At 52.7% G+C, this 20,342-nt stretch carries 16 protein-coding genes; 2 read left to right on the forward strand and 14 right to left on the reverse strand.

What is annotated here, in order from left to right; genetic code table 11:
- Positions 1-47: 47 nt before the first annotated feature.
- From ACLUXO_RS05540 to uvrC, 7 genes are all read right to left on the reverse strand, one after another.
- A complete protein-coding gene (locus ACLUXO_RS05540) occupies positions 48-1,613 on the reverse strand; it encodes a bifunctional metallophosphatase/5'-nucleotidase (RefSeq protein WP_412136675.1) in 1,566 nt (521 codons plus the stop codon).
- Positions 1,614-1,680: 67 nt separating this feature from the next.
- The gene (gene rpmF / locus ACLUXO_RS05545) at positions 1,681-1,872 is read right to left on the reverse strand and encodes a 50S ribosomal protein L32 (protein WP_003614010.1); all 192 of its coding nucleotides are present in this window, start codon (positions 1,870-1,872) and stop codon (positions 1,681-1,683) included.
- 114 nt (positions 1,873-1,986) lie between these two features.
- Entirely contained in the window at positions 1,987-2,781 is a 795-nt protein-coding gene (locus ACLUXO_RS05550) for an SDR family NAD(P)-dependent oxidoreductase (RefSeq protein WP_003613994.1), read from the reverse strand.
- 10 nt (positions 2,782-2,791) lie between these two features.
- Positions 2,792-3,721 (reverse strand): ribonuclease Z, encoded by a 930-nt coding sequence (rnz, locus tag ACLUXO_RS05555; protein WP_412136676.1) that lies wholly within the window; start codon positions 3,719-3,721, stop codon positions 2,792-2,794.
- 36 nt (positions 3,722-3,757) lie between these two features.
- The gene (locus tag ACLUXO_RS05560) at positions 3,758-5,701 is read right to left on the reverse strand and encodes an acyltransferase family protein (protein ID WP_412136677.1); all 1,944 of its coding nucleotides are present in this window, start codon (positions 5,699-5,701) and stop codon (positions 3,758-3,760) included.
- Positions 5,702-5,754: 53 nt separating this feature from the next.
- A complete protein-coding gene (obgE, locus tag ACLUXO_RS05565; protein WP_412136678.1) occupies positions 5,755-7,077 on the reverse strand; it encodes a GTPase ObgE in 1,323 nt (440 codons plus the stop codon).
- Between the two features lie 68 nt (positions 7,078-7,145).
- Complete coding sequence (gene uvrC / locus ACLUXO_RS05570) at positions 7,146-8,948, reverse strand: excinuclease ABC subunit UvrC (protein ID WP_412136679.1); 1,803 nt, start codon at positions 8,946-8,948, stop codon at positions 7,146-7,148.
- A 273-nt stretch (positions 8,949-9,221) separates the two neighbouring features.
- Here uvrC and ACLUXO_RS05575 point away from each other — a divergent pair, with 273 nt between their 5' ends.
- Positions 9,222-10,160: a nucleoside hydrolase gene (locus ACLUXO_RS05575; RefSeq protein WP_050889905.1), complete on the forward strand. Its 939-nt coding sequence runs from the start codon at positions 9,222-9,224 to the stop codon at positions 10,158-10,160.
- Between the two features lie 56 nt (positions 10,161-10,216).
- Here ACLUXO_RS05575 and recQ read toward each other — a convergent pair whose 3' ends face one another.
- The 7 genes from recQ to ACLUXO_RS05610 form a co-directional block, all read right to left on the reverse strand.
- The gene (gene recQ, locus ACLUXO_RS05580) at positions 10,217-11,986 is read right to left on the reverse strand and encodes a DNA helicase RecQ (protein WP_412136680.1); all 1,770 of its coding nucleotides are present in this window, start codon (positions 11,984-11,986) and stop codon (positions 10,217-10,219) included.
- A gap of 74 nt (positions 11,987-12,060) precedes the next feature.
- On the reverse strand, positions 12,061-13,011 hold the full coding sequence (locus tag ACLUXO_RS05585; RefSeq protein WP_412136681.1) for a 2-hydroxyacid dehydrogenase family protein: 951 nt from the start codon (positions 13,009-13,011) through the stop codon (positions 12,061-12,063).
- A gap of 1 nt (position 13,012) precedes the next feature.
- Positions 13,013-13,987 carry an amidohydrolase family protein gene (locus ACLUXO_RS05590; RefSeq protein WP_412136682.1) on the reverse strand — a complete coding sequence of 325 codons (975 nt, stop codon included), beginning with the start codon at positions 13,985-13,987 and terminating at the stop codon, positions 13,013-13,015.
- A gap of 129 nt (positions 13,988-14,116) precedes the next feature.
- The gene (coaBC, locus tag ACLUXO_RS05595; RefSeq protein WP_412136683.1) at positions 14,117-15,316 is read right to left on the reverse strand and encodes a bifunctional phosphopantothenoylcysteine decarboxylase/phosphopantothenate--cysteine ligase CoaBC; all 1,200 of its coding nucleotides are present in this window, start codon (positions 15,314-15,316) and stop codon (positions 14,117-14,119) included.
- An 11-nt stretch (positions 15,317-15,327) separates the two neighbouring features.
- A complete protein-coding gene (locus tag ACLUXO_RS05600; protein ID WP_412136684.1) occupies positions 15,328-15,801 on the reverse strand; it encodes an arginine repressor in 474 nt (157 codons plus the stop codon).
- 218 nt (positions 15,802-16,019) lie between these two features.
- Positions 16,020-17,717 (reverse strand): arginine--tRNA ligase, encoded by a 1,698-nt coding sequence (gene argS / locus ACLUXO_RS05605; RefSeq protein ID WP_412136685.1) that lies wholly within the window; start codon positions 17,715-17,717, stop codon positions 16,020-16,022.
- A gap of 234 nt (positions 17,718-17,951) precedes the next feature.
- Positions 17,952-18,866: a LysR family transcriptional regulator gene (locus ACLUXO_RS05610; RefSeq protein ID WP_412136686.1), complete on the reverse strand. Its 915-nt coding sequence runs from the start codon at positions 18,864-18,866 to the stop codon at positions 17,952-17,954.
- Between the two features lie 124 nt (positions 18,867-18,990).
- Between ACLUXO_RS05610 and ACLUXO_RS05615 the strand changes: the two genes are divergently transcribed.
- Positions 18,991-20,196: an aminotransferase-like domain-containing protein gene (locus ACLUXO_RS05615; RefSeq protein WP_412136687.1), complete on the forward strand. Its 1,206-nt coding sequence runs from the start codon at positions 18,991-18,993 to the stop codon at positions 20,194-20,196.
- Positions 20,197-20,342 lie beyond the last annotated feature (146 nt).

Raw genomic sequence — 20,342 nt, forward strand, 5'->3', positions numbered from 1 at the left:
AGGGCATGAAAAAAAGGCCTAGCGGCCTTTTTCTTCGTTATTCGTTACTAATAGAAGCGGTAGTACTTCTTCGTGTCGACCTTGACCTCTCCTTGAGTCAGGTATTCGCTGAACATCTGGACATAGTCCTTGTCCAAGGAGAATTCGATCTTGTCCAAGCTGTATTCCGGGTAGAAACCGCCCCCGTTGGCCCGGTAGTTGTTGACGGCCAGGTGGTAGACCTGGTCATCTTGAATATCCTGGCCCTTGAACTTCAGCTTGGTCAAACGCTGGCCGACCGGCTTGGAGAGGTCAGCCTCGTATTCCAGTGGGTAAAAGACGTCAAAGTGGTAAAGTTCCGGCTTTGGCTTGAGGTAGCGGTCGATAAAGTGGATCTTGCCGTTTTCGTCTTTTTCCAAAAAGCTAGCCGTGTGCTCTACAATGTGACGGAGCTGCTCACCAGTCAATTTGACGCTGACCAATTGGTTGGCATAAGGGTAGTTCAAAAGAATGTCCCGCATGGTTACCGTCTTGCCAAAACCCTTGGCCACGTCATTCATCACGGCCGTGGCTGAAAGGTCAGCGTGGGTGAAGTAGAGCTGCATCTGCTGGAGCAGGTTGATGAAAGGTGCCCCTTCAATCCGGCCCTTGTTGGCATCTTCAATCGGGGCTGGCTGGTCCAGGTGGGCAATTGGCTGGTCAAGCCATTTCTGGGTGGCTAGATCGAGTGGCTTAACGATTTCTTCGACTTCCGGGTCTGAGGCAAAGTCCTTGGTGTCGATCAATTCGCTGGTCGCTTCTTTGACCTTGTAGCCTGCTTCCGTCTTTTCCAGGTCCAAAACGACTTCCGCAATCGCCTCGCCCCGGTAGCCCGGCTGTACGCAAGGCTTGCCGGACGGGCTGATCATGTTCAGTCTCCGGTGCTGGTGGCCCGTCAGCATGACGTCGACTTCCGGGATCTCAGTCAGAATCCGGTAGCCTTCGTTTTCCCCGTTGTGCGGTTCAGTTGCTTCCCCGCTGGCGATGTCACTTTCAAAGCCGCCGTGGTAAAGGACGGCCAGGACATCGACTTGCGGCTTGATGATCTTGGCAAAATGAGCGATCTGTTCGTAAGCAGACTTAAAGGCCAGGCCCTTGATCCGGTCAGCTGCTTCCCAGTGAGGGATGTACTGGGTAGTAATCCCCAAAACGCCAACCTTGACCCCGCTTCTTTCCAGGATCACGTAGTCCCGGCCCAGAGTCGGCACCTGGGTTTCGGCATCCAAAATATTGCAGTTAACGAATGGCGCCTTGTTGTTGTCTACGTAGTAGGCCATGTATTCCTGGCCAAAGTTGAAGTCATGGTTGCCCAGGCAGCGGACGTCGTAGCCGACCGCGTTGTAAGCAGCAGTAAAGCGGGCCAGGTTGTCCAGATTCTTGCTGCCATGGGTGTAAGCAGCCAAAGGGGACCCCTGCAGGCAGTCGCCAGCATCAGTCACGATGACGTGGTCTGCCCCCCACTTGGCCTTCTCCGCCTTGATCGCGCTGGCTACCCGGCTAAGGCCGTAAGGGGCGTCGTAGTCGCCCGTGCTCTGGTAGTCAGTTGGCAGCAAGTAGCCGTGGGTGTCGCTTGAATGTAAAAAAACCAGTTTCATTCTTCGAATTCCTCAATCCTAATTTTTGGCATAAAAAAAGACACCAGAAAAACAGGTGCCTTTTAAATTAGTCGTTATCGCTAGCGCTGTTTTCGCTGACTACTTGACGACCCTTGTAGTAACCCTTAGGGGAAACACGGTGGCTCAAACGGTATTCACCAGTAGTTGCGTCGTAGTGCATTGCTGGCACGCTGAGCTTCAAGTGAGCGCGACGTGAACGTTTCTTTTGCTTAGAAGTATGTCTTGCAGGAACTGCCATTTATAACTGATCTCCTTTATTGTAGTATCACAGTATCAGGTCGGTGACCTAAATACTCAAGTAATTAAATAATACTATTGCCTGGCAAATAAATCAAGAAAAACCTTACTTTATTTATTTGCGGGAGGCAAATTCAAGCGACAATTTGTCCCCGATCCCCGGGAACAAGTTGTACAATTTGGCCAAAGCCGCCAGGCTGACCGGGAGGTTGAGCTCACGCTTGTTTGAACCGAAGTAGTGGACTACTTCCCAGGCAACGTCGTCCGGGTCAAGCATGAAGGCCTGGACATTTTTAACGTACTGGCCGCTTGCGTCGGCAATGTTGAAGAAGTTGGTGTAAACCGGCCCCGGGTTGACGGTCATGACCTTGACGCCAAAAGGCTTGAGTTCAAGGCGCAGAACGTTGGAGAACTGGATTACGGCTGCCTTGGCGGCGCTGTAAGCCGCTGACTTGGTCGTCGGCACCTTGCCGGCCATGGAGCCAAAGTTGATGATCTGCCCGCTGCCCTGCTCCAGCATGAGCCGGCCGAAAAGCCGGGTCATGTACATCAAGCCCAGGACGTCAACTTGGAACATTTCCGTGGCGTCTTGCATGTCAGCTTCCATGAATTCCTCAAACTTGCCGAAACCAGCCGCGTTGACCAGGTAGTCGATGTGCTTGACCTTTTCCTTAACTTCGGCAAAAGCCGCTTCGATGTCGCTGGCCAGGCCCAGGTCGGCCTTGACGGCGAAAGCTGCCGAAGCAGACAATTCCCGGGCTTCAGCAGCGATTTCCTCCAGCTTGTCCAGGCGGCGGGCCAGCAAAACAACCGTGGCGCCCCGGCTGGCGCTTTCCAGGGCAATTGACCGGCCGATCCCGCTGCTGGCCCCGGTAATAACTACAACTTTATTGCGTAATGAATCACTCATCTTTATCACGTTAACCTTTCATTGGAACTACGAACTTGTCCAGGTCCCTGGCCAAAGTCGTGGCCGGGAAGATCTCCCGCGCCTGTTTGACCATCTGGCTGGCCAGAGGGCCCACGTAGCGGGCCGAAACATGAGTCAGGTATAAATGCCCGACCTGGCAGGCGCTAGCCGTCTCAGCGGCTTGTGTGCACGTTGAGTGGTAATAATCCCTGGCCAGCTTACCTTCGCTGGCGTCAAAGGTCGCTTCATGGACCAAGACGTCAGCATGGTCAGCCAGGCGGCGGATTGACGGCGTTGACCGGGTGTCGTAAATCACGGTCACTACCCGCCCCTTCTTGGCCGGGCCTAAGAAATCCTTGCCGCTTAACACCGTGCCGTCAGCCAGTTCAACCTGCTCACCCCTCTTTAGTTTACCAAGGAGCGGGCCATTTGGCACTTTAAATTCCGCCAACTTGTCCATCAAAAGCTCACCGGCCTTGTCAGCTTCAACCACCCGGAAGCCCCAGCTGTCGATCCGGTGGTCCAGCTTTTCAGTATAAACCTCAAAGCCCCGCTCACTGACAATCTTGCCGCCTTCTTCCAAGGTGACGAATTTGATTGGATAAGAAATCTTAGTTTTTGAAATCCTGAGAGAGGTCTTGACGAACTGTTCAATCCCTGCTGGCCCGTAAATGGTCAAGGGACCGACGTCGCCTTGAAAGGACCTGGTTGACAAGAGGCCCGGCAGACCGAAAATGTGGTCGCCGTGATTGTGCGAGATAAAAATCTTCGTGATTTTGCGCAGGCGGATATTGGTGCGCAGAATCTGGTGCTGGGTTGCTTCCCCGCAGTCAAAGAGCCAAATCTCGTTCAGCTCATCCAGTAGTTTTAAAGCCAGGCTCGAGACGTTCCGCAACTTTGACGGCTGGCCCGAGCAGGTGCCAAGAAATTCCAGTTCCATTTAACTCCCATTCTTTTCCAAACAAATATAAAAAGGCTAATTCGATCCGCTGACGCGGACCATTTCTTTGACGATATAAGTGCTGTAGTAGTTTTGCCCCACATTATTCGGGTGGGTCTTGTCGTCGTAAAACCAGCTGGACTGGCTGTGGGCATAGCCGTACCAGTCAATGACGGTCAAGTTCTTGTACTTCTTGGTCAAGGCCTGCAGCTGCTGGTTGACCTGGTTTTGCCAGGACCGGGTTGGCACGACGACATTGATCCAAAAGAGCTGGCGCTTCGGCCCGACAATCTGCATGATTTGCTTGACTTCGTCATCAGTAAATGGCCCGTTGGTCCCCAGGCCAATCAAGACATTGTCCTGCAGCTCACCTTTTTGGGCATAAGACTGCAGCAGCTGGGGGGCCACGTCGGCCTGCCGGGAAACCGTCGCGTCGATTACGGCGTGCGGCAAAAGCTGGTGTAAGATGTCACTTGAAGACGCCATGACCGAGTCGCCAATGGCTGTCACCTGCAGCTTTTGCGCGGCTTGCAAGTCAGCCTGGCTGATCCCGTACTTCTCAAATTCCTGGTTGACCTTTTTTCCGCTGCTCTTAGCTTTGGCCTTCTTTGAGCTGGTCTTGGCCTTGGAAGTCTGCTTGCTCTGACTGCTGGATGACTTCTTAGCCGCTTTTTGCGAGCTCTTGATCGATTCCAGGGCCTTCTTGTTCATCTCAGCCTGCTGCTTGGAGTTGTCATTGATCGTCTTGATCAAAGCCCCATCCTTGTTATCAGCCTTGGCCAGCGGGGAGAAGATAATCCCGCCGCTGCCGATCAAAAAGACCAGGAAGAAGGCCGCCGTCTTCAGCCAGTTTTTGGACAATTTGACTGGCCAGTGAAAAAGCTTGGCTAAGTTGTAGCGGATGCCTTCGCTGGTGTAGCGTCTTTTTTCAAAAAGGCGGTAAGTAATTTCACTGATCAAGAGGATCAAGACAATCTCGGTCACCCGGTAAAGAGTCACATGGTCGGCCAGGTCGCTGACCCGGCTTTCGAAAAAGATCATGACCGGGAACTGGTAGAGGTAGATTTCATAACTTCTTGACCCCAGCCAGTTAAAGACCGGGTTGGTCATCAGCCGGTTCCAGATTCCGACCGGAGCCGCGATTACCGCCGCGAAAACCGTCACGAAGAAGCTGAAGATGAACATCCCACCATAATATGGGAAAGCGGTCTGAGCGTTCATCAAAGGCGAGAACATGAGCAAAAGCATCCCAAACAGGGTCGTCAGCCCCGTCCAGTTGAGAATCATCCCGTCTTTTTGGGTAAAGCGGTTGTCCAGCTCTTCAAAAGGCCAGAGAACTGCCATAGCGCTGCCCAGGCCCAAAGAGAAGAAGCGGGTGTCAGTCCCGTAGTAAATCCGGCTGGTATCCTGGCCCGGCCGGAAAAGCAGGGCCATTTCCAGAGCGGACAAGACCGACAGGCCAACCAAGACCCAGAAGATATTCCGCCGCTTTTTGGCAAATTTGACCAAGAGGGCCATCACCAGCGGCCAGAGCAGGTAGAACTGCCAGTCAATCGCCATCGTCCACAAGTGGGTAAAAGGCGATTCATTATTGGCAAAACGCTCAAAGTAACTCTGCCCGTTGAATATCTGCCACCAGTTATATACCCCCAGCAAGTTGCAGGCGACAATCTGGTAAAGCTTGTTTAAAAGGTTGCGCTGAAAGAGCACGATATAAGCGCTGGTCAGCCAGAGCATGGCAATCAGCGGTGGATAAAGACGCTTGAAACGGCGCTGGTAAAAGGACTTGATGTCAAAATAGCCCTGATTGCGGTAGGCAGCCATAATCTGGTCGGTTACCAGATAACCGGTCAAAACCAGAAAGACCGGCACGCCCAGGTAACCGCCGCCAAAGTGGTCCGGATCCAGGTGATACAAAATTACCCCGATTACGGCCAGGGCCCGCAAGCCAGAATAGCCAGTAATGTATCGTTTCTTCATTTTTTCAATTCTCTAACTTTCGTTTCTCTATTCTGTTTTTTGCAATCTATCCCTTATTGCACGAATTCAAAGCTGAAGTCGCCAATGTAAACGTCGTCTCCATCGACAGCGCCTTGCGCCCGCAGTTCATCATCGACACCCATCTTCTTCAAGCGGCGGGCCAGGCGCATGATCCCGTCCTGGTGGTCCAGGTTGGTCATGGCTACCAGGCGTTCAAGCTGCTCACCGTGAATTTCAAATTCGTGGTCAGCCAGCTTTTCAACCGTGAATTCCATCTTTTCAGGCCGGTGGTACTTGTAGGTCTTAGTCTTGACCTCTTCCTTAGGCTTAACGGCAGCTTCAGCCTCTTGGGCTTCAACCTCGCTGACCAGGTCAGCCGCCCGGCTCATCAAGCGGTCAACGCCCTGGTGGGTAATGCTGGAGAGCTCGTAAACTTCCTGGTCAACCCCATGCGCGGCCAGGTCCTTCTTAAACTGGGCCAGTTTCTCATCGGCGCCTGGAATATCCATCTGGCTGGCCACGATGATTTCCCGCTTGCTGGAAAGGTCATCTTCCGTGTATGAGGCCAGTTCGTGCAAGATGGTCTCATAGTCCTCGTAGGCATCCCGGCCGTTGTTCGGGTCCATGGACACCATATGCAGGATAACCTTGGTTCTCTCCACGTGGCGCAGGAACTGGATCCCCAGCCCTACCCCCTGGCTGGCCCCCTTAATCAGGCCCGGCAGGTCGGCCATGGAGAAGTCCCGGCCGTCTGGCAAAAGGACCATGCCTAGGTTTGGCTTCAAAGTCGTAAACTGATAAGCCGCGATCTTTGGCTTGGCACTGGTGACGACTGACAAAAGGGTTGACTTGCCGACAGACGGGAAGCCGACCAAACCAACGTCAGCCAGGACCTTCAATTCCAAACGCAGGGTCCGGAATTCACCCGGTTCCCCGTTTTCAGCGATTTCCGGCGCCGTGTTGACGCTGGTGGCAAAGTGGATGTTGCCCCGGCCGCCCCGGCCGCCTTTAGCGACGACCAGTTCCTGGCCGTTTTCAACCAAGTCACCGATTTCTTCACCGGTGAAAAAGTCATAAACGGTCGTGCCGACCGGCACCTTCAGGTACAGATCCTTGGCTGCCTTGCCGTATTGGGCCTTGATGCGGCCGTTTTCACCCGGCTCAGCCTTGAACTTGCGCCGGTAGCGGAAATCCATCAAGGTTCTGAGGCCGTTGTCGGCCACGAAGATAATGGACCCGCCCCGGCCGCCGTCACCGCCGGCTGGTCCCCCGTTAGGCATGAATTTTTCATGGCGGAAGGCCACCATGCCGTCCCCGCCCTTTCCGGCTTGGACTTCAATTTTAGTTTGATCAACAAATGTTGAAGGAGTTGGCATTCTTGTTTTTACCTTTTCTTTCTTTCGTTAATTGTTACCATTTAATCATAAGCTATTTTGCCCAATAGCTAAAGGGAAATTTTGACTGCCTGCGCCTGGGTTAAAGTCAGTCCCGCCTTGCGCAGATCGTCAATAGAAGCTTCCTTGATCTTCTTTAAAGAGCCAAATTCCCGCAAAAGCTTGGTGCGGCTCTTCGGCCCAATGCCTTTGATCGAGTCCAGCCGGCTGACCAGGGAGTTTTTCGCATGGGTCTGCCGGTGGAAGGTGATGGCAAAGCGGTGGACCTCATCTTGAATCCGGGTCATTAAGTAAAAGCCTTCTGACTTCGGATCCATTGGAATCAGCTTGAAAGGCTGGCCCTTAAACGGGTCACCGTACAAGAGGTGGTTGGTCCGGTGCTTGTCGTCTTTAACCATCCCCGCTACCGGAATATCCAGGTTCAGCTCGTTTCTTAAGACGTCCTCGCAGGCTTCCACCTGGATCTGTCCCCCGTCCATCAAGATCAGGTCCGGCATTCTTTCATGCTCTTTTAACAGCCGGCTATAGCGGCGGCGGACGACTTCCCGGGTGTTGCCGACTTCATCAGCGCTGTTTTGGTGCTCAACTTCCCCCTTCAGCTTGAACTTCCGGTAGCCGGTCTTAAAGGGTTCTCCGTCTTTAAAGACAACCAGGGCCGAAACCGGGTCTGCCCCTTGAATATGGGAGTGGTCAAAACTTTCAATGTATGACCCGTAAGGCAGACCCAGGGCCTTGAAAATTTCTTCCTGGGCCCCTTTAGTCTTGCGCTGGCCGAGCTCCAGCAGGCGGAATTTGTCATCCAGCTTCAGCTGGGCATTTTCCCTGGCCATCTCCATCAAAGAAGCCTTCTGCCCCCTTTGCGGGGTCCGGACCTTAATGCCGATGGCCGCGGCCAGTTCATCCTGGTCGATGCCTTTTGGCACCAGGACTTCCCGGGGTTTGACCCGGTTCTTTTGGGCGTAGAACTGGGCAATAAAGGACATGAATTCGTCTTCTGGATCAGTTTCATCAGTCAAAGGGAACATGTGCGACTCCCGCCGCAAGAGCTTGGCTTGCCGCAAAAAGAAGACCTGGATGGAAATCCAGGACCGGTCCACGTAATAGTTGAAGATGTCTCTTTGGGTATGGTCGTTGGAGATGATCTTCTGCTTTTCAACCGTCTCTTCAATATACTTGAGCTGGTCCCGGAGTTCCCCGGCTCTTTCAAATTCCAGGTCAGCTGAAGCTTGCAACATCTTGTCCGTCAAGTCTTTCTTGACCTCCTGGATGTCCCCGTTCAAAAAGCGCTTGATCTTCTTGATCTGCTCGTCATATTCGCTTTGCGGCACTTCCTTAAAGCAGCTGCCCAGGCACTGGCCCATATGGTAGTAAAGGCAGGGCCGGCCGGTATAGCCGCTGCAGCGGCGCAAAGGAAAGACCTTCTGGATGAATTTTAAAGTCGCGCTGGCCGCGTAGACGTTGGGGTAAGGGCCAAAATAGTAGCCCTTGTCCTTGTAGACGATCGAGGTTAGGCGGGTCTGGGGATTTTTCTCATTCGTGATTTCGATATAGGGGTAGCCCGTCCCCGACTTCAGAGCAACATTGTAATAAGGCTGGTACTTTTTGATCAAGGTGATTTCCAGCAAAAAGGCTTCCTTGTCAGAATCCACCACGATAATGTCATAATCGGCAATATTCTTGACCAGCTCGGCCCGGCGGCCCTCCTGGCTGCTCTTGAAGTAGGACCGGACCCGGTTTTTCAAGTTTTTGGACTTGCCAACATAGATGACCTTGCCGTTGACGTCCTTCATCAGATAACAGCCGGCCTTTTCCGGCAGCAATTTCAATTTGTTTTCGATCAATTGACTCGCCATGTCTGCCTCCCCGCGATTCATTTACCGTACGATTTTATCACGAAAAATATTATTCTAACACCGATCCGCCTATAATCGCAAAAATATTTTAATGATTTTCCGTGACCAAACCGGGGCAAAATCAGGGCCTTTTAACAATAAGTCTTTTTCAAGCCAGTCTTGTTCGACTTTTAGTCCAAAACAAACTTTTTTCCCCGGAAACAGCTGTCTTTTGTCCCTGCATCACGTATAATATTATTGTTAAGACTATAGGATTTAGGAAGGTAAGATTTCATGAAGAACTTCTACTTGAACCATGACAGCAACATGGATGACTTTACTTCACTTTTGCTCATGCTTTTGGCACCAGACATCAAGCTGATCGGGGTCGGGGTAACCGACGCTGACGGCTACGTTGAGCCAGGCGTTTCCGCTTCCCGGAAGCTGATCGACCGCTTCAACCAGCGCGGCGACAAGCTGGAAGTGGCCAAGTCCGACTCCCGGGCAGTCCACCAGTTTCCGGAAGCCTGGAGAGTGTCAGCTTTTTCCGTGGACCACTTCCCGATCTTGAATGAAAAAGGCACGGTTGAAACGCCAGTTGCCGCAAAGCCGGCCCACCTGGACATGATCGACAAGATCCATGCTGCTGACGGCCCGGTTACCCTGGTCTTCACTGGCCCCTTGACTGACTTGGCCCGGGCCCTGGAAATTGACCCAAGCATCCAGGACAAGATCGAAGAACTTTACTGGATGGGCGGGTCTTTGAACGCCCACGGTAACGTTTATGCCCCATGCGCTGACGGGACCCAGGAATGGAATGCCTGGTGGGACCCGGAAGCCTGCAAGACGGTCTGGGACTCCAAGATCAAGATCCAGCAGGTCGGCCTGGAATCAACCGAAGAACTGCCTTTAACCGATGAAATGCGCCAGCACTTTGCGTCCAACCGCAAGTACCCGGCCTTTGAATTCCTGGGCTATGTCTACGCCCTGGTTAACTCCTTTGAAGTCGACTCAACTTACTACCTCTGGGACGTTTTGACCACCATGAGCGCCCTTTACCCGGAAATCGCCACGACCCGTGATACCAAGTCTGACGTCTACACTGACGGCGACCGGGCTGCTCGCTTCTTTGAAACTGAAAATGGCCGGCCAATGACCCTGGTTACTTCCGCTAACTACGACAAGTTCTGGGAACGCTTTGACGACCTATGCGAAAAGGCCAAGCTTTTCTAAAAAATAAAGCAGTAATAACGTTTAAAACCTTCAGAAGATTTCCTTCTGAAGGTTTTTTATCCATATTTTTTGATTACGGCCAGCATGGCCTTTCCATAGTTGGCCAGTTTGGCATCCCCAACCCCGCTGCACTGGAGCAGCTCTTCCGGCGTTTGCGGCTTCCTGGCTGCCATATCCCGCAAAGACAAGTCGGAAAAGATAACAAATGGCGGCACTCCCCGCTTTTGGGCCAGGGCCCGGCGGGCCTTTCTTAGCTCTTCAAAGAGGACCTGGTCACCGCCTGTTTCAGCAAGCTGCTCGCTTTTGACTTCCTGGCGCCTTTTGACTCTGGCCTTGCCGTCCAAAACATCCCAGCCCCGGTTGGTTACATGGACCAAGGGATAGCGGTCCCCCACCAGCTGCAGGTAGCCCTTTGAAACCAAGTAGTCGACCAGGCTGCTTACATCAGCCTGCTTTTTTCCCTTGAGCAGGCCGTAGTGGACGCACTCATCAGCCCCGATCTCACTGATCTTCTTGACTTTGGACCCAGTCACGGCCTGGGCAACGATTTTTTTTCCATAGCGGCCGTCTAAGTCATAGACCATGCCGATAATCGCCTGGGCTTCGGCCGTCACATCCTGGAAGTCGCCGCTGTTTAAGCAGTTGCTGCACTTGCCGCAGGGCGGGCAGTCCTGGCCAAAGTAGCGGACGATAAATTGCTGCAGGCACTCGTCTGTATTGGCATAGTCGCTGATCGTCTGCAGCTTTTGGTACTGGACCTGCCGGTAGGACTCATCAGCTTCAGAATTGTCGATAAACCAGCGGAACTGGCGAAGATCACTGGGGTGAAAAAGCATCACGGCCTCACTCTCCAGCCCGTCCCGGCCCGCCCGGCCGGCTTCCTGGTAATAGGCCTCCAGGTTTTTGGCGCTGTTTGCGTGCAGGACAAAGCGGACATTGCTCTTGTCGATCCCCATGCCAAAAGCATTCGTAGCCACGATCAAGGGAATCCGGTCATACTGGAAGTCGTCTTGGACCTGGGCCCGCTGCTCATTGGACATCCCGGCATGGTAGGCGGCAACGTTAAAGCCCTCCCGGCGCAAAAATTCGGTCAGGCCCTCCACCTTTTTCCGGGTGTTGGAATAAATAATGCCCGCCTCACCCCGGTGCTGCTTCAAGTAGTTGACGATATAGGCCCGGCTGTTTTTCGGCGTGTTGACCAGCTTGAAGTGGAGATTTTTTCTTTCAAAACTAGTGATGACGAAATTCTCCTCGGAAATGTCCAACTGCTGGCCGATGTCTTCTCTGACCGCCTTAGTGGCCGTAGCTGTGAGGGCCAGAACATTGGGATGGGTATGGAGGGCATTAATCCCGTCCTTCAGCTTCCGGTAGGCCGGCCGGAAGTCATGCCCCCACTGGGAAATGCAGTGGGCTTCATCGATGGCGACCAGGTTGACCTCCAAAAAGTTGAGCTGGTAGCGGAAATAGTCCATCTCCATCCGTTCCGGCGTCACGTAGAGCAGCTTAATTTTCCCTTCATAGCAGGCTCTTAAGATGGGATTGACGTCTTCCTGGGCTGTGGAGCTGTTAAGTGCCGCGGCCGGTATCCCGTACTCGCGCAGGCTGTCGACCTGATCCTTCATCAAGGAGATCAAGGGTGAGATCACCACAGTCGTACCGGGAATCATCAAGGCTGGGATCTGGTAGCAAAGCGACTTCCCGCCCCCGGTCGGCATGACTGCCAGGACATTTTTTCCCTGGAAAACTTTTTCAATAATTTCTCTTTGGCCCGGCCGGAAACTGTCATAGCCAAAATACTTCTTTAAGACCTGCTGTGGATCAAGCAAGCTCTCTGCCCCCTTTAATTCGCTTTACAGTAGCTAACACTTAATGATAACAAAAAAAGATGCAAAAGCATCTTTTAGTTGACCCGGTTGACCGGCACTCCGTCGACCAGGAAGGAGACAATATTGTGGCTGGCTTCTTTCAAGACGCTGCGCCGGGACTCCCGGGTGGCGCTGCCGGCATGCGGGGTCAAAATCACATTGTCCAGCTGGCAGAATTCCTTGTTGAAGTCCGGTTCTTCTTCAAACACGTCCAGGCCCGCTCCGGCAATCCGCTTGCCCTTTAAGGCCCGCAAAAGCGCCGCTTCATCGACCAGGCTGCCCCGGGAAGTATTGATCAAAAAGGCCGTCGGCTGCATCATGCTCAAGGCTGCTTCATCAATCACGTGGTAGGTTTCCGCCGTGGCCGGAGCGTTCAAGCTGACATAGTCGGCCTGACTGAGCAGGTCGGCCAAGGGCACGTAGCTGACTCCCAGGGCCCGCTCTTCATCTTCCGGCAATTGGTGGCGGTTGTGGTAGAGAATGTTCATCCCGAAGGTCCGGGCATAGCTGGCCAGGGTCTTGCCGATTCTCCCCATGCCGAAGATCCCCAAAGTCTTGCCGACCGGGCTCTGTCCCTGGTTTTCGAGCAAGCCCGTGTCCAAAAAGTTCCCTTGCCGCATCTCTTGATTGTAGAGGGCCAATTTCCGGCTGAGAGCCAAAAGGAGGGTAAAGGCCATTTCTGCCGTCGGCTGCATGACGCTGGCCGGGCAGTTGGAGACGATGATCCCCTGGCTGCTGGCATAGTCCACGTCGATATGGTCATAGCCAACCCCGGTCGCGGAAACGATCTTGAGCTTTTTGCCCGCGTCCAAAAGCTCCTGGTCAACTGGCAGCTTGCCGGTGATCAAGGCATCAAAATCCCCTAGGTTAGCCAGGTACCAGTCCTTGCCGGCACCTGCCGGAGCAAAGGTCACTTCACATACTTTTTCCAATTCGGGCAGCTGCTTGACCGCCAGGCCCGCCACCAAAACTTTCGCATTTTCCATCTTAAGCATCTCCCTCAAACAGCGGATCGCGGCTGGCTTTTAAAGCCGCCACGTGGTCTGCCTTGAAATAAATTCTTTCCGCGTTGCCATAGTATATATCAGCCAGTTCCGCTTCTGAAAAAATCCCCGCGTCTTCCAGCCAGGAATAAAGCTGGCCGTAATCATTGAAAGTGGCTGACCAGGGCGCGTCGCTGCCCCATAAGAGCTTTTTTGCCCCCACGATTTCCTTGGCCAGGCCCACCGCTTCCTGGCAGAAGGGGTAAGGATAAGTCTGCTCACCCGCGATGTCTTGCAGGGCAGCCAGGTCAAAGCTGATATTCGGCAAAGGAGCAAAAAGAGCCAGTTCTTTTTCCAGCAAGTCCAACTTGCCAGGCTTTGGGAAGGACAAATGGCAGAGGACAAAGTCCAAATCTGGGTAATGCTTAGCCAGCCGGGCCAAGGACCGGGGCTGGTGGCTTGCTTGGCTGCTGTCGCCGTAGTCCACGGCCACCGCGAAGCCTGGATAAGAACTGAGATAGTCCAAAATTTTGCCCAAGCGGTCGTCTTCTGCCAAGTCAAAAGGCAAATGGTAGCCCATAAGGCCGCCGGCCTGGCTGACTTCCAGTTTCAAAGCCCGAAAGCCCAGGTCTTCAACATGGCGCTTGACGATTTTTTCCGCTTCACTGGCAAAGGGGTCAACGGAGAAAGCCGGGGCAAAGCGGTCCGGAGCGGCCTTGGCTGCCTGCCAGCTGTAATAATTCTGAAAGCCGTACAGGCTTCCCTGCAAAAGGACGGCCTTGGTCACATCATGGTCTTCCATTACTTTCCTGGCGGCGTCTGCTCGAAAAGCGTCCTCACCCCAGCCGGCTGGAAAGAGGCGGGTCTTAAAGCCGCTGTCCCAGACAACCAGGCCATTTCCCAAGGCATTGCTGCGGCCATTGCCCTTGTAGCTGGCCAAATCCCGCACCAGGTGCAGGTGGGCATCAATTTTCTTCATCATTCGTCTCCCAATCTTTTTTGTAAATCTCTTACCCCTTATTATAGTGAAAGCGGTTCATTTTAGCAAAAGTTTCAGAAAAAAATAAAAGGTCTTTCACCAGGTAAAAGGCCTCTTACTTCATTTCTTTTAATTCTTCTTTTCTGCCAACCTGGCCAAAGTCAGTTCGAGCAAGCGGTCAGCCACGGCCTGCTTGCTCATCCGCGGCCAAGGGTCCAGCTCCTTGCCTTGTTCCAGGATCGTTACCTGGTCCTCGTCGCCGCCAAAGGCATCCCCGCTGACGTCATTGGCCACGATCAAGTCAGCGCCTTTCTCTGCCAGCTTCCGGCTGGCATTGGCCAGAAGGTCATTGGTTTCAGCCGCAAAGCCGATGACCACTTGGTCCGGCCTTTTCTTTTGGGCCATTGTCTTGAGCAGGTCCGGATTCTTGACCAGCTGCAAGGTCATTTCCTCTACCCCGGCCTGCTTCTTCAGCTTGTGGTCAGCGGCTTCCTTTGGCCGCCAGTCGCTGACGGCTGCCGCCATCAACAGGGCATCAGCAGCCGGGAAAAGTTCTTTCAGCTTCTCCAGCATGGCCTGGGCCGACAGGGCGGGATGGAGGTGAATCCGGGCATCCCTTGGCAGGGAAACTGAGACGTTGCCGTAAATCAAGTCCACCTCGGCTCCTCTTTTGGCCGCGGCTTCTGCCAAACGGAAGCCCATCTTGCCGCTTGACCGGTTGCCGATAAAGCGGACCGGGTCAATAGCTTCCAGGTTGCCTCCCGCAGTGACGACGATTCGCTTGCCTTTGGCTGGCAAGTCAAGCTGGTCATTAACCCAGGCCAGGATCTCTTCAGCTTCCGGCATCCGGCCCTTGCCGGCATAGCCTTCAGCCAGTCTGCCCACAGCCGGTTCCATGATCCGGTCGCCGCCCTCCTTTAACAAGCGGAGATTGCGTTGTACAGCAGGATTTTCCCACATATGGCTATTCATTGCCGGCACGATCAAGCGCGGGCAGTGCAAGGCCAAAAGGGTGGTTGAAACGGCATCATCCCCGATCCCCTGGGCCAGCTTGGCCAAGATATTGGCATCAGCCGGCACGACTAGGGCCAGCTGGCTCCAGTCAGCCAAGTCGATATGGGCGATTTCCGCCTGCCGGCCTGGACTGAACAAGTCGTCTAAAACCGGCCATTTCGTCAAGGCCGCCAGAGTTGCCGGGCCAACAAAACGTTCACTATTGGCCGTCATCGCTACCCGGACTTCATGGCCCGCCTTCTGCAGGCCCCGGACAACGCTCACGGCCTTATAGGCAGCTATGCCGCCAGTCATATAGACCGAAATTCTTGCCATTATCGCTCGCCTTAGTAGATCTTGCGTTCCTTAACGATGGCTTGTGCCCAGTCCGCGAAGCTGGCAGCTGCTTCAGCGTCCTTCAAAATAACCAAAAGAGTGTCAGTTCCGGCGATCGTGCCGACCACGTCATCGTTGTCAATATCGTCAATTAATCCTGCCAAAATTGGCGCGTAAGTCAATTTCATGCTGGTTTGAATGACAACGGTAAACTGAACGGCAGTTACAGTTGCCACCCGTTCGCGGATTGCGTCTTTCAGCTGCCTTTCCCGGTTAACAGCAGCTGATGGCGCCTTGACGTAGTAGCTGCGGCCGTCATCATCTGGCACCTTGCTGATGTGCAAGGCGTGAATGTCCCGGGAAATAGTAGCCTGGGTCGCGTTCGCGCCATGGGATTGCAACAAGAGCAGCAATTGTTCCTGGGTTTCAATTTTGTTGGTCTGAATCAGTTCGTAAATCAGCTGTCTTCTTTCTTTGTAGTTCATAATTATTGCCCCTTAATCTTATATTTAATCGTTTTAGATACCTTTAATTTTAGCGCACTTTTATATTTCAATAAAGCTGTTATTTAATTCTTCTTGAATTATCCAACTTTCTTCAATCAATTTTTCTGCAATTATCCCCAATAGCATTGCCATTGGCCAATAAAAAATGCCTTGATGCAAATTCAAGGCATTTAATATCATTCATTTTAGATAAAAAGCTACATTTCGTCTGGCGCCTTGACGTCCAGCAAGTCCAGGGCTGACTTGATGACGTGGCTGACCGCTTGGACAACAGCCAAACGAGCCTTCTTGACATCTGCGTCAACGTCATCAACCAAAATTCTGGTGTGAGCGTAGTACTTGTTGAAGCGCTTGGCCAGTTCCAGGGCGTACTTGGCAATCGCGCTTGGGTCGTAGGTTTCCATAGCCTTTTGAATCGTGTCGGCGTAGCGGCCCATGAAGGAGACCAGGTCCCATTCTTCAGCACCGATCTTGGTCAAGTCAGCGTCTGAGAAGTCGGTAATGCCGCTCTTTCTTAAGAGGCTTTCGCCACGGGCCCGGGCGTATTGCACGTAAGGACCGGTTTCACCTTCGAACTTAACGACTTCTTCCAGGTTGAAGTCGATTGGGTTGCGGCGGTAGTTCTTCAAGTCGTGGAAGACAACCGCGCCGATACCAACTTGCTTGGCAACTTCGTCAGCGTTCTTCAGGCCGGCGTTCTTTTCAGCAATCTGCTTGCGGGCCAGGTCAACTGATTCGTTCAAAACGTCTTCCAGGTTAACGACGTTACCCTTTCTGGTAGACATCTTCTGGCCGTTGATGCTCATCAGACCGAAGCTGATGTGAACAATGTCGTCAGCCCAGTCAAAGCCCATTTCCTTCAGGCAGGCACGCAGCTGCTGGAAGTAGACTTCCTGTTCCTGGCCGACAACGTAAATGGACTTGTAGAAGCCATAAGTCTTCTTCCGGTACATGGCCGTTGCCAGGTCACGGGTGATGTAAGTTGAAGTCCCGTTACTCTTGATAACCATCAAAGGTGGCAGGTTGTACTTTTCAAGGTCGACGATTTCAGCACCTTGGCTCTTAACTAAGAGACCCTTTTCCCGCAGGATTTGGATTGGTTCATCCATCATTTGGGCACTGAAGGCTTCCCCAGTGAAGGAGTCGAAGTGGACGTCCAGCATATCGTAAACCTTCTTGAACCGTTCCAGGGAAACTTCTCTGAACCAGCTCCACAAGCGCTTGGCTTCTTCATCGCCGTGTTCCAGCTTGGAGAACCATTCCCGGCCGTCTTCATCGTATTCCGGGTGTTCTTCAGCTTCCCGGTTGATCCGGACATAGTAAGACAAAAGGGTGTTGATTGGGTCCTTTTCGATGTCGGCATCGTTGCCCCACATCTTGTAGGCAGCCATCATCTTCCCGAATTGGGTGCCCCAGTCACCCAGGTAGTCGATTCTGATCGGCTTGAAGCCTTCCTTGGCCAGGATGCGGGCAATAGCTTCACCGATCATGGTTGACCGCAGGTGACCCATCCCCATTGGCTTGGCAATGTTAGGTGATGAGTATTCAGTTGAAACGTTCCGGCCGTGGCCCAGGTCACGGGCACCGTAGTTTTCAGGGTCAGCCAGGATTTCCTGCAAGATAGCCGCCCCGGTCTGGCTCTTGTCCAGGAAGAAGTTGATGTATGGGCCAACTGCTTCTACCTTTTCAAAGCTGCCTTGGTCGATCTTTTCAGCCAGTTCAGCCGCGATCAGGTTTGGCGCCTTGCGCATGGTCTTGGCTAAAGTAAAGGTTGGAAAAGCGTAATCCCCCAGCTTTTCGTCCTTTGGCCGTTCAATCTTGACGTCAATGTCTTCCAGTGACCAGTCAGGCAAAACCGTCTGTAAAGCTTCTGCAACAAGTTGTTTACCGTTCATAAAATACCTTCTTTATTTCCTATGTCTAAAAAAATTGAATAAAAATTACTCAGCGCCCGCTTGCCCCATCGCTGATGCAAATTTTAGTTCATGCTTCCTATTAATCTCATGGAGTGTGACAAAACGCTTTGTAGTCTCATTTATTTTTACTCTGTATATTATAGCAAGAGATTAGAGGCTATGACAACAGATTTTAACAATTTCATTATACTATTTATACAGACTACATGCATTCTATGCGTTTTCCGCTTCCATCGTCAAGCGCCCGCCCGGATACTGGCGCCTAATCAGTTCATGCACGTTCTTGATCATCTGCCTGCTTGAAGGAGCCAGCCGCTGCTGGTTTGAGGTTACCAGGGCAATCTTCCGGTAAAAGGGAGTGCTGAAAGGCAGGATTCTGACTTCCCCCTGCATCTTCTGCAGGGCCAAAGCCGGCAGGATCCCCAGACCCAGGCCCGCTTCCACCATGGCCACGATTGACTGGTCGTCGATGGAGAAGCGAATAGCTGTTGACTTAATAGAGTAGTGGTCAAGCGCGGCCTTGGTATCCAGGTCATAGTCGCTTTGCTGGAGGATGAAGTTGCAGTTGACCAGGTCTTCCTCACTGACGCTGTGGCCGTTTTTGACCTGGAAGTCTTTGGGGGCAATGCAGTAGATTTCGTCTTCCAGGATTTTTTCGCAGCTGATCCCCTGCTCATTTTCCGGCAGCATGGTCAGGCCCAGGTCCAGTTGCCCGCTTTTCACAGCCTGGGTAATTTCGCTGAAGCCAGCCTGGCGGACGGAAATCTTGACCTGGGGGTAATTTTTAGCAAAATTCTGGATTAAAGGCGGCAGCCAGTTGATGCAGGCCGAAGAAAAGGCCCCGATCCGGATCAATCCGGTGTCCAGGCCCTGGATCTGCTGAGCGACCTGCTCCAGCCGGCTCTGGTCATTGATGATTTCCTGGATCAAGGGAAGGATTTTCTCCCCATCCGGAGTCAGTTTAACCCCGTTTCTTGACCTGACAAAGACCGGAAAGCCCAGTTCAGTTTCCAGCTGATTGACCGAGTGGCTGATGGCCGACGGGGTCACGTTCAAGACTAAAGCAGCCTTGTTGAAGGTCCCCTGGTCAATGACCGTCCGGAAGACTAGATATGGAAATGGCAGCATTTGCCCCTCCTAACATGAAATTATTTCACTTAAAATTAAACAAGTTGAATTTTGTTATTCTTACTCCAGCAATTATAATATAGTCAACGCAGAAATGACAATACAAATTAGGAGCAAAGAAATAATGTTAAGCAAGCTTTTTGCCAAAAGAATCAAAACTCAAAATCCATCCCGCCTGCAAGGGCTCTTCCCGGAAAGCAATTTTTCCGACAACATCTCCTTTGGGGGCGGCTGCCCGGACGAAAGCCTCTTCCCAAGCCAGGCTTTGCAAGCTGCTTACCAGAAGGCCGTTGACCAGGAACAGGCTCACTCCTTCCAATACCACGACGTTAAGGGGCCAGGCAACTTGCGCGACTATCTGGCAAGCCGGGCAAGGCAGCAGGGAATCAAGGCTAACGCTGACGACATCCTGCTAACGGCTGGCGGTCAGCAAGGGATCGACCTGGTGGCCAAGCTTTTCTTGGGGGCAGGCGATGAAATGGCCGTTGAAGCTCCCAGCTATGTCGGCGCCCTGGCTGCTTTTGACAATTACGAACCAGTCTACCATGAAATTCCTTTGGAAGACGACGGGGTCAACCTGGACTACTTTGAAGAAGTGCTGAAAGAGCACCCGGCAATCAAGCTCTTCTACACGGTGCCAGACTTCCACAATCCAACCGGGATCACCATGTCCCTGGCTAAGCGCCAGCGCCTGGTTGACCTGGCCAACCGCTACGACTTCGTCATCTTGGAAGACACCCCTTACCGGGACCTGCGCTATCATGGGGAAAGCCTGCCAAGCATCAAGAGCTTTGACACGGAAGGCAGAGTGATTTTCCTGTCCAGCTTCTCCAAGATTCTTTCCCCAGCCTTCCGTTTAGGCTGGCTGGTAGCTGGTCCGGAAATCAAGGAACAGCTGGTCAACCTGAAATTGTCAGCTGACCTGGAAGTGCCATACTTAGCTGCTGGTACCGTAGCTGCCTACCTTGCAGACAATGACCTGGACCAGCATATTGACCAGTTGAAGCAGGTCTACCGGGTCAAGCTGGACGCTATGGCTAAAGCCTTAAAGACTTACCTGCCAGCTGACGCCAAGATCAGCCAGCCGGAAGGCGGCTTCTTCTTCTGGGTTGAACTGGATGATGAAATTGATACCAGACAGCTTTTGCTTAATGAAGCCGTGCCAAAAGAGCACCTCATCTACGTGCCTTCGGCCAGCTTCTATCCTAACTGGGACAAGAATAATGGCCTCCGGGTCAACTTCACCGGCTCCAGCCTCAGCCAGATCAATGAAGGAGCTGAGCGCTTAGGCAGAATCCTCAGCCCGGCCCAGCTGAAAATGGCAATCTAGATAAAGTAAATACTATTTGCAACCGTCCAAAACTTGGGCGGTTTTTTGCGGCTAACTATCTGTCAATCTATTGTAGGCCATTTTCTGGCTAAAAAGCAATTTTTAATATCAAAAAAAGAGCCAGACTTCCGTCTGACTCTTGTCTC

The sequence above is a fragment of the Lactobacillus delbrueckii subsp. bulgaricus genome, from assembly GCF_046938665.1.
In the GTDB taxonomy this organism is placed as follows: Bacteria; Bacillota; Bacilli; order Lactobacillales; family Lactobacillaceae; genus Lactobacillus; species Lactobacillus delbrueckii_C.

Bases quoted from the DNA above. Each gene is read 5' to 3' on its own strand.
- ACLUXO_RS05540 (WP_412136675.1), bottom strand. From the start codon at position 1,613: ATGAAACTGGTTTTTTTACATTCAAGCGACACCCACGGCTACTTGCTG.
- rpmF (WP_003614010.1), bottom strand. From the start codon at position 1,872: ATGGCAGTTCCTGCAAGACATACTTCTAAGCAAAAGAAACGTTCACGT.
- ACLUXO_RS05550 (WP_003613994.1), bottom strand. From the start codon at position 2,781: ATGAGTGATTCATTACGCAATAAAGTTGTAGTTATTACCGGGGCCAGC.
- rnz (WP_412136676.1), bottom strand. From the start codon at position 3,721: ATGGAACTGGAATTTCTTGGCACCTGCTCGGGCCAGCCGTCAAAGTTG.
- ACLUXO_RS05560 (WP_412136677.1), bottom strand. From the start codon at position 5,701: ATGAAGAAACGATACATTACTGGCTATTCTGGCTTGCGGGCCCTGGCC.
- obgE (WP_412136678.1), bottom strand. From the start codon at position 7,077: ATGCCAACTCCTTCAACATTTGTTGATCAAACTAAAATTGAAGTCCAA.
- uvrC (WP_412136679.1), bottom strand. From the start codon at position 8,948: ATGGCGAGTCAATTGATCGAAAACAAATTGAAATTGCTGCCGGAAAAG.
- ACLUXO_RS05575 (WP_050889905.1), top strand. From the start codon at position 9,222: ATGAAGAACTTCTACTTGAACCATGACAGCAACATGGATGACTTTACT.
- ACLUXO_RS05585 (WP_412136681.1), bottom strand. From the start codon at position 13,011: ATGGAAAATGCGAAAGTTTTGGTGGCGGGCCTGGCGGTCAAGCAGCTG.
- ACLUXO_RS05590 (WP_412136682.1), bottom strand. From the start codon at position 13,987: ATGAAGAAAATTGATGCCCACCTGCACCTGGTGCGGGATTTGGCCAGC.
- coaBC (WP_412136683.1), bottom strand. From the start codon at position 15,316: ATGGCAAGAATTTCGGTCTATATGACTGGCGGCATAGCTGCCTATAAG.
- ACLUXO_RS05600 (WP_412136684.1), bottom strand. From the start codon at position 15,801: ATGAACTACAAAGAAAGAAGACAGCTGATTTACGAACTGATTCAGACC.
- argS (WP_412136685.1), bottom strand. From the start codon at position 17,717: ATGAACGGTAAACAACTTGTTGCAGAAGCTTTACAGACGGTTTTGCCT.
- ACLUXO_RS05610 (WP_412136686.1), bottom strand. From the start codon at position 18,866: ATGCTGCCATTTCCATATCTAGTCTTCCGGACGGTCATTGACCAGGGG.
- ACLUXO_RS05615 (WP_412136687.1), top strand. From the start codon at position 18,991: ATGTTAAGCAAGCTTTTTGCCAAAAGAATCAAAACTCAAAATCCATCC.